This is a genomic window from Streptomyces sp. NPDC051452 (assembly GCF_044454765.1).
Classification (GTDB): domain Bacteria; phylum Actinomycetota; class Actinomycetes; order Streptomycetales; family Streptomycetaceae; genus Streptomyces.
This window is the reverse complement of the sequence record NZ_JBITEB010000018.1, coordinates 175,799-183,997: the sequence shown is the minus strand read 5'-3', so window position 1 is coordinate 183,997 and position 8,199 is coordinate 175,799. Positions and strand designations below refer to the sequence as shown.

Sequence of the window (8,199 nt, the reverse complement as noted above, 5' to 3'; positions counted from 1 at the left end):
TCACAGCGCCGATGGTACTGCAGGGGGGACCCTGTGGGAGAGTAGGACGCCGCCGAACAAATATTGGGAAAACCCCCGCATCGAAAGATGCGGGGTTTTCTGCGTTTTAGAAGGTGACTTCGGCGGTGTCCAGGGTCCCGCCCTGGCGGCCGGGGGCGCGGTGCCACTTCCAGTAGAGGTTGGTGTGGGCGATCACCTGCTCCGGGGCGGGGGCGCCGTAGCGGGTGAGGTCCTCGGTGGTGTGGGCGTCGGCGACGAGCGTCGCGTCGTACCCGCGGACGATCGCCCCGTGCAGGGTCGAGCGGATACAGGCGTCGGTCTGCGCGCCCGTCACCACGAGCCGGCCCACCTTCCGCGCGGCCAGCACGGACTCCAGGTCGGTGTCCTCGAAGGAATCCGTGTAGTTCTTGGCGATCAGGGGCTCGGTGTCCCCGCGGACCAGCTCCGGGACGTACTCCCAGTCCTCGCTGCCCTCCTTCAGCTCCTCGTCGGAATGCTGCACCCAGACGACCGGCACGCCGGCCGCGCGCGCCTTTCCGATCAGGGTGTCGATGTTGGCGATGACGCCGTCGCGGCCAGGGGCGCCCGCCACGACACCCTTCTGGACATCGATGACGAGGAGCGCGGTGTTCGGCCGATCGGCAAGTGTGGTCATGCGCCCACCGTAGGGGCCGCCACCGACAGCCGGCTCGCGTATATCGGGTGAGCGGCGCGGGGGCGTCCGACTACCGTGGCCCCATGAGTACCCCCACCAGTGACGACTACAAGGTTCGCGCGGTACGCCCCGACGACTGGCCCGCCGTGAAGGAGCTGCGCCTGGACGCGCTCCGGGACCCGCTGGCGCCTGTCGCGTTCTTCGAGACGTACGAGGAGGCTGCGGCCCACCCGGACGCGTTCTGGCAGGAGCGGGCGATCGGGTCCGGGGAGAACTCCGAGTCGGCCCGACAGATCGTCGCCGAGGCGCCGGACGGGACATGGGCCGGCTGCCTCACCGTACTCGTCGAGGAGCCGGGCACGAAGGACTGGACCGGGCACCTTGTCGAGCGTCGCCAGGGACATGTGGTCGGTGTGTTCGTGCGGCCCGAGCACCGTGGGAACGGGCTCATCCAGGCGCTGTTCGACGCCGGTGTGGAGTGGGCGTGGCAGCAGCGGGTCGAGCGGGTACGCCTGTTCGTACACGCGGACAACGGGCGGGCGCAGGGGGCGTACCGCAAGGCGGGGTTCCTGCCGAGCGGGCTGACGGTTTCGTTCGCCAAGGAAGGGCCCGCGAGCGAGCTCGAGTTCGTGCTGGAGCGGCCGTAGCCGCCGCGGACGCCGTGCGGGCCTAGGCCGGCAGTTCCCGGTGCGGCCAGCGGGCGCGGGCCTGTTCGCGGGAGCGGAGCAGCGCGAGGGCCGGCAGGCCGTGGTCGGGCCCCGGGGCGAGCAGGTCCGGCAGCTCAGGGAAGGGCGCCACGGCCGCGATGTCGTCCAGGACCAGGGTGAGTGGTGGGTCGAGCCGACCGGAGGATGACCGTTCGGCCATGCGCCGGCCGCGCTCGACCACGCCTGAGACGAGGGCCGTCAGGAGCGGCATCGCGCCGGGGTTGCTCCTGGGGTCCTCGATGGATTCACCGACCACATAAAGCGTGCCCCCTTCGTGGACGAAGGAATCCAGGGCGAGGGTGTCGGTTCGGTTGGTGGTGCAGGCCTCGCGGACATTGACCGTCGACAGGGCCGACAGGGCTCGGCTCGTCAACTCGTGTGCCATGTCCCGGCGTTCGGGATACGCCGTGAGCGCGGCCTCCAGCTCGCCGGCGGCGCCGGGGGCGGCCCGGGAGTGGGTCCGCAGGGTGCGTACGGCGTCCTGCACCTGGGTGCCCTGCGCCCAGCGGTGCAGGTGCCGGACGGTGCGGTTGTCCAGGGCGGCCGCGTGCAGATAGCTGCGCAGCAGGGTCGTCGCCGTGTCCGCCACGGCCTGGTCGATCCTGGCCGTGGGCTGTACGGGTGCGAGGAGGGCCGTGGCTCGGTGCAGTGCCGTCCGCTTGTCCTCGCAGCCGGGGATCGGGGACCAGTGCAGTCGGGCGGGCGTGTCGCAGAGGTGGGTGGGGTCGTAGAGGAGGGTGGGGCCGAGCTTGGCCTTGGCGTCCTTGGTCTCCGCCCACAGGGCCGGGTTCGAGGTGACGACGAGGAGGGGGCCGGCGGCGTCCTGGACTGCCTGGGCCGCGCCGGCGTGGCGGACCTCCGGCGGGCCGTAGACGACCCTGCCCGTGGTGCGGGCCGGCTCCCAGCCGCCCGCACGCGCGCCACCTGCCGTGCGGACGCCCCCGGTTGACGCCGCTGCCGCAGTCGGCTCCAGGTGCTCCATCGGCTGGGGCGGGTGCGGGGGTTCGGCCGGTCGGGGTGCGGGTTCGGCGCGCGGCGCGGGTACCTCGTGCCGCTGCTCCGGTGCCGTGGCCGCCGAAGCCGACACCCGCGGCGCCTCGGGCGCCGGCGGTGCCGTGGCGATTGTGACTGGTGTGGCGCCCGGGACCGCTGAGGGCACTGTGGGGGCTGTCGGCACAGTGGGCGCGATCGGGGAGGCGGCCGGGGCGGCCAGGGCGCCGGCCAGGGCGCCGGTGGCCGCCCGCCGTCTGCTCTTCCCCGCCCGCCAGCGTGCCGTCGCTCCCATCGCGAACATGGCGACGACGAACAGGATCATCAGCTCGCCGATGAACAGGCCCCAGAACAGGCCCCAGCCGGGCAGCTGGGTTGCGGGGGTGTCCGGCCAGGCGCCCGCGATGTCGTGCGGCCGGCCGATGAGGTGACGCATGGCCAGGGGGGTCTGGGTGAACGTGACGGCGTCGGGCCAGGCGCCCCGCGCGAAGCGTGCCGCCAGCGCCGTGGCCGTCCACACCAGCACGGTGATGCCGATGAGGAACGCGAGTACGCCGATCAGGAGGCCGTCGGGGATGCCGCCCTGGCCCTCCCGCCGGTCGGCACGGTGATCGCGAGCGTCCGGTCCCACCCTGTCCCCCTACGCCACCGTCGACTCGGAGTCGCCCAGGTGCTGTTCCACGAAGGCCGCGGCCCGCTCCTCGGCCTCGAGTTCGGCGGCGCGCAGCGCGTCGTCGGCGGCGAGGTCGGCGGAGGACTCGGTCATGGCGCGGTCGGTGAAGACCAGGGGGCGTTCCGTCTCCGTGATCAGGTGTTTGACGACCTGGACGTTGCCGTTGACGTCCCAGACGGCGATGCCGGGCGTCAGGGACGGGATGATCTCCACCGCCCATCTGGGCAGGCCGAGCACCCGGCCGGTGGCCCGTGCCTCGTCCGCCTTCTGGGCGTAGATCGTCCTGGTCGACGCCATCTTCAGGATGGCCGCCGCCTCCTTCGCCGCGGCGCCGTCGACCACGTCGGACAGGTGGTGGACGACCGCGACGAAGGACAGGCCGAGCCGGCGCCCGAACTTCAGCAGCCGCTGGAACAACTGGGCGACGAAGGGGCTGTTGATGATGTGCCAGGCCTCTTCGACCAGGAAGATGCGCTTCTTGCGGTCGGGGCGGATCCAGGTGTGCTCCAGCCACACACCGACGATCGCCATGAGGATCGGCATGGCGATGGAGTTGCGGTCGATGTGGGACAGGTCGAAGACGATCAGCGGGGCGTCCAGGTCGATGCCGACCGTGGTGGGGCCGTCGAACATGCCGCGCAGGTCACCGTCGACCAGCCGGTCCAGGACCAGGGCGACGTCGAGGCCCCAGGCCCGCACGTCGTCTATGGCGACGTTCATCGCCTCGGCCGACTCCGGTTCGGGGTGGCGCAGCTGCTCGACGATGTCGGTCAGGACGGGCTGGCGGTCGACGATGGTCTCGTTGACGTAGGAGTGGGCGACCTTCAGGGCGAAGCCGGAGCGCTCGTCCAGGCCGTGCCCCATCGCCACCTCGATGATGGTGCGCAGCAGCGCGAGCTGGCCGGTGGTGGTGATCGCCGGGTCCAGCGGGTTGAGCCGGATGCCGTGGTCCAGGGCGGCGGTGGGGTCCAGCCGGATGGGGGTTATCCCCAGCTCCTGGGCGATCAGGTTCCATTCGCCGACGCCGTCCTCGCCCTGCGCGTCCAGGACGACGACCTGGCGGTCCTTGAACCGCAGCTGGCGCAGGACGTAGGTCTTCTCCAGCGCCGACTTGCCGTTGCCGGACTCGCCGAGGACGAGCCAGTGCGGGGCCGGGAGCTGTTGGCCGTAGAGCTGGAAGGGGTCGTAGATGTAGCCCTTGCCGGAGTACACCTCGCGGCCGATGATGACGCCGGAGTCGCCGAGGCCGGGCGCGGCGGTGGGCAGGTAGACCGCCTGGGCCTGGCCGGTGGAGGTGCGCACCGGAAGCCGGGTCGTCTCGACCTTCCCGAAGAGGAAGGAGGTGAAGGCGTCGGTGAGGACGGACAGCGGATCCCGCATCGGTGAATCAGCCCCTACCTTCGGATGCCGGTGGCGAAGGGAAGTGTGTTCACGAAGGCGCGGTGGTGCTCGCGGTCGCACCACTCCAGCTTGAGGTACGACTTGCCGGCGGAGGCCCTTATCGTGCGCTTGTCGCGGGCGAGGGCCTCGGGGGAGCGGGAGGAGACGGTGATGTAGCCGACGATGTTGACGCCCGCCGCGCCGCTGGCGAGGTCTTCGCCGCGCTGGTCGAGCCGGTTGTGCGCGGCGATGTCGCGCGGGTCGACGGTCCGGTTCATCTTGGCGGCGCGGGACGCCTCCGCCTCGTCGTTGGTCTTCTCGGTCAGCATGCGTTCGATGGCTACCTCGGTGGGCTCGAGATCCATCGTCACGGCGACCGTTCGGATGACGTCGGGGGTGTGGACGAGCAGGGGGGCCAGGAAGTTGACGCCCACCGGGGTCATCGGCCACTCCTTCACCCAGGCCGTCGCGTGGCACCAGGGGGCGCGGGTGCTGGACTCCCGGGTCTTGGCCTGGAGGAAGGTGGGCTGCGTGGCGTCCAGCTCGGCCGGCCAGGCGTTGCGCTTGGTCATCGCCTGGATGTGGTCGATGGGGTGGTCCGGGTCGTACATGGAGTGGACCAGGGAGGCCAGTCGTCCCTGGCCGAGGGGCTGGCGTACGCGGATGTCGGCTTCCTGGAGCCGGGAGCAGATGTCGGTCAGCTCGCGGGCCATGACGACGGCGAGTCCGGCGTCGCGGTCGACCTTGCCGCCCTGGGCGCGGACGGCCCGTGCCATGGCGTTGGCCTCGGCGGCCAGGTCGCGGTTGTAGTGCATGCAGGCGACGAGGTAGGCGCGGTGCTGCTCGCTGCTGGTGGACACCATGGACTGGAGCTGGTCGTAGGACTGCCGCAGCCAGTCGGGGGAGCGGACGTCGCCGCGCAGGGTGACGTCCTTGGCGTGTGCGTCCGGGTCGGCGGGCAGGGTGCGGGCGAGCATCTGCAGCCGGGTGACGAAGCCGTCGCCGTTGGCCACGTGCTTGAGGAGCGTGCCGAAGCGGTCGACCAGGGCTTCCTGGTCCTCGGAGTCGCGCAGGCCGACGCCGGGGCCCTCGATCTCGATGGCGGCCGTGACGGTCTTGCGGTCGGCGTGCAGGAGTACGGCGATCTCGTCGGGTCCGAAGGGGGCGGCGAGCCAGTTGATGCGGCCGATGCCGGGGGGCGGGCCGATCTCCACCTCGCGTCCGTCGATCCGGGTACCGGCCTCCATGACGTTCGACCGGTAGGTGGCGCCGCGTTTGACGATGCGTTTGTAGCTGCGGTTGATCTCGAACCACTTGTAGAAGGTGCGGCGCTTGTACGGCACGTAGACCGCGGCGAGCGCGAGCAGCGGGAAGCCCGTGAGCAGCACGATGCGCAGGGACAGCACCGGGACGAGGAGGCCGCACATCATGCCGAGGAACGCGCCGACGATGATCAGCGCGATCTCGCCGGATTCGCGGTTCCTTCCGACGATCGCGTTCGGCCGGGCGCGGCCGATCAGATACGTACGGCGGGGCGTGACCGGATGGGACAGGTGGGACTCGGTCGTCAACGCCCTTCACCTCCCGAGCGGTTGTTGCGGGTGTTGCCGGCGTGCGGGGTGTTGACGGGGCTGGGCGCGCGGGGCGCGGGTGTGGCGGAGGGGACTGCTCCGCCGCCGGAGGGTGTACGGCCGCTGTGGGCGGCGACGCCGCCGGTGAGCGGGTTGGCCGGCCGGGGGGTGCTGCCGCTTGAACCCGACGCGCCCGCGTTGCTGTCGGCGCGGGTGCTGTGGGTCTTGATGCCCTGGGCGACGAGGGTGGCGGGGGAGCTGATGACGGCGGCGGCCTTGCCTTCGGCGCCCTGCATGATGCGGTTGTTGCGGGAGCCGGCGATCTCGTCGCCGAAGCCGGGGACGAAGCGGTAGATCATCGCGCTGGCGAAGATGGCGAGCAGGATGATGGCGAGGCCGGAGACGACGGCGGAGAAGGCGTCGGGGCCGCTGTCGCCGGAGAGGGCGCCGGCCAGTCCGAGGACGATGACGATGACCGGTTTGACGAGGATGACGGCGATCATGATGCCGGCCCAGCGGCGGACGTGTCCCCACAGGTTCTTGTCGACGAGTCCGGCGTAGACGACGGTGCCGAGGAGGGCGCCCACGTAGAGGAGGGCGGCCCTGATGACCAGCTCCAGCCAGAGGACGCCGGCGGCGAGGATGCTGACCAGGGAGACGACGATCAGCATGATCGGTCCGCCGCCGATGTCGGTGCCCTTGCCGAGGGCGCCGGAGAAGGTGCCGAAGAAGGTGTCGGTCTGGTCGCCGGTGGCCTTGGCGAGGACGTCGGTGACGCCGTCGGTGGCGGATACGACCGTGTAGAGGATCAGGGGGGTGAAGGCGGAGGCGAGGACGGTGAGCCACAGGAAGCCGACGGCTTCGGAGATGGCGGTGGTGAGCGGCACGCCGCGCACGGCCCGCTTGGCCACGGCCAGCAGCCACAGCAGCAGGGTGAGGATCGTGGAGGCGGCGAACACGACGGCGTACTGCTGCAGGAACTTACTGTTGGTGAAGTCGACGTTGGCGGTCTCCTTCACGGCATCACTCAGCTTCCCGATAGTCCAGGAAGCGGCATCGGCACACCCCTTGGCCAGCGAGGCCAGGGGGTCGAGGGTGTCGGTGAGGGGTGTGTTCGTCGATCCGGAGGATCCCTTGGAGCCGTTGTCCTTCTCGCAGAACTCCTTGGCGGCGTCATGGATCAGGGCGCAGGGATCGCTGCTCTTCGTGGGGGAGGGAGTTGGCGCGGCGAAGGCGCGGGCCGTGGACAGCACCACGACCGTCTGTACCGCTCCGAAGACCGTCGCGATCTTGAGGGCGCGGTGGTTAGCGGGCATAGGTGAACCCTCCGTACTCCTCGACGGCCTTCGTCATGTCGCCTGCGGTGGATGCCTTTTGGTCACGGCCCACGGGGACGGGGCCGTCTTTCTGCTGGTCGCTTGAGATCTTCCAGTCGGTGTCGGCCCACTTCAGTACGTATGTCGTGGTGTACCAGCTCTCCGTCACCGGGTTCTTGGAAGCTTCACCGGAGAGGCCGAAGAGAGAGGTGTACCAGACCTCGACGGTCGCGGTGTCGGCAGTCGACGAAGTGACCTTGGTACCTACGGGGACGACTCGTGAGACGAAGGTCTGGCCCTTCGGCGCGGTGCCGTCCTGCGTGAGCCCGATGTTGGAGAGGAACGCCTGGCTGGAGTAGGCGCCGTCCAGCGCCGACTGTCTGGCGGAGGTGACGTCGGGCGCGTAGACCGTGGCGACGATCGCGTGCCGCCACGCGGTGTTGAACATGTTCGCCGAACCCAGCGCCACCGCGTAGTTCGCCGCTGCGCTCTGGGCGCCCTGTTCTGTGTGGGGGAAGCCTGAGGGGATGCCCGTGGTCTTGGTTTGTACCGGGTGTGTGCCCGACGGTGCCGTCGGTGCGGACTGGGGTTGGGGGCCCCTGGTGGTTGTTGGGTTTTTGGAGTGGGTGTTGTTTTTGTTTGCGAAGGCGATTGCGGCGATGAGGAGGACGACGACGCCGACCACCGTGACCAGGCTTCGGGAGGAGCGGCGGCCGCCGTGGCGGGGTGCGCCGCCGTAGGGGTCGCCCTCGGGCAGGCGGGTGCGGGTGTGCCCGGTGTCGCCGTAGTCGGTGTAGCCCTGCTCGTCTCCGGGACTCATGCCGCGTACGCCCCCTCCGGCTCGTGGGGATACGACGGTAGCCGTGCTGGTTGCCGCGTGGGCGCGGTGTGGTGACTCGACATCAGG

The 8,199-nt window shown here is 70.5% G+C and carries 7 protein-coding genes; 1 reads left to right on the top strand and 6 read right to left on the bottom strand.

Translation table 11 applies throughout. The features are described from left to right. Nucleotides 1-106: 106 nt before the first annotated feature. Nucleotides 107-655 carry a cysteine hydrolase family protein gene (locus ACIBA9_RS32330; protein ID WP_399368620.1) on the bottom strand — a complete coding sequence of 183 codons (549 nt, stop codon included), beginning with the start codon at nt 653-655 and terminating at the stop codon, nt 107-109. An 83-nt stretch (nt 656-738) separates the two neighbouring features. Here ACIBA9_RS32330 and ACIBA9_RS32325 point away from each other — a divergent pair, with 83 nt between their 5' ends. Further along, nucleotides 739-1,302, top strand: a complete 564-nt coding sequence (locus ACIBA9_RS32325; protein ID WP_399368618.1) for a GNAT family N-acetyltransferase — start codon at nt 739-741, stop codon at nt 1,300-1,302. A gap of 22 nt (nt 1,303-1,324) precedes the next feature. Here the strand turns inward: ACIBA9_RS32325 and ACIBA9_RS32320 are convergent, their stop codons facing one another. From ACIBA9_RS32320 to ACIBA9_RS32300, 5 genes are read right to left on the bottom strand one after another with little or no spacing between them, the layout of a single operon-like run. Then, nucleotides 1,325-2,983 (bottom strand): type VI secretion protein, encoded by a 1,659-nt coding sequence (locus ACIBA9_RS32320; RefSeq protein WP_399368616.1) that lies wholly within the window; start codon nt 2,981-2,983, stop codon nt 1,325-1,327. 9 nt (nt 2,984-2,992) lie between these two features. Beyond that, a complete protein-coding gene (locus ACIBA9_RS32315) occupies nt 2,993-4,405 on the bottom strand; it encodes an ATP-binding protein (RefSeq protein ID WP_393899256.1) in 1,413 nt (470 codons plus the stop codon). Between the two features lie 14 nt (nt 4,406-4,419). Continuing rightward, on the bottom strand, nt 4,420-5,976 hold the full coding sequence (locus ACIBA9_RS32310; RefSeq protein ID WP_399368614.1) for an SCO6880 family protein: 1,557 nt from the start codon (nt 5,974-5,976) through the stop codon (nt 4,420-4,422). Further along, the gene (locus ACIBA9_RS32305; RefSeq protein WP_399368612.1) at nt 5,973-7,292 is read right to left on the bottom strand and encodes a hypothetical protein; all 1,320 of its coding nucleotides are present in this window, start codon (nt 7,290-7,292) and stop codon (nt 5,973-5,975) included. Before ACIBA9_RS32305 ends, ACIBA9_RS32310 begins: the two co-directional genes overlap by 4 nt. Continuing rightward, nucleotides 7,282-8,112: a hypothetical protein gene (locus ACIBA9_RS32300; protein ID WP_399368610.1), complete on the bottom strand. Its 831-nt coding sequence runs from the start codon at nt 8,110-8,112 to the stop codon at nt 7,282-7,284. Before ACIBA9_RS32300 ends, ACIBA9_RS32305 begins: the two co-directional genes overlap by 11 nt. Nucleotides 8,113-8,199 lie beyond the last annotated feature (87 nt).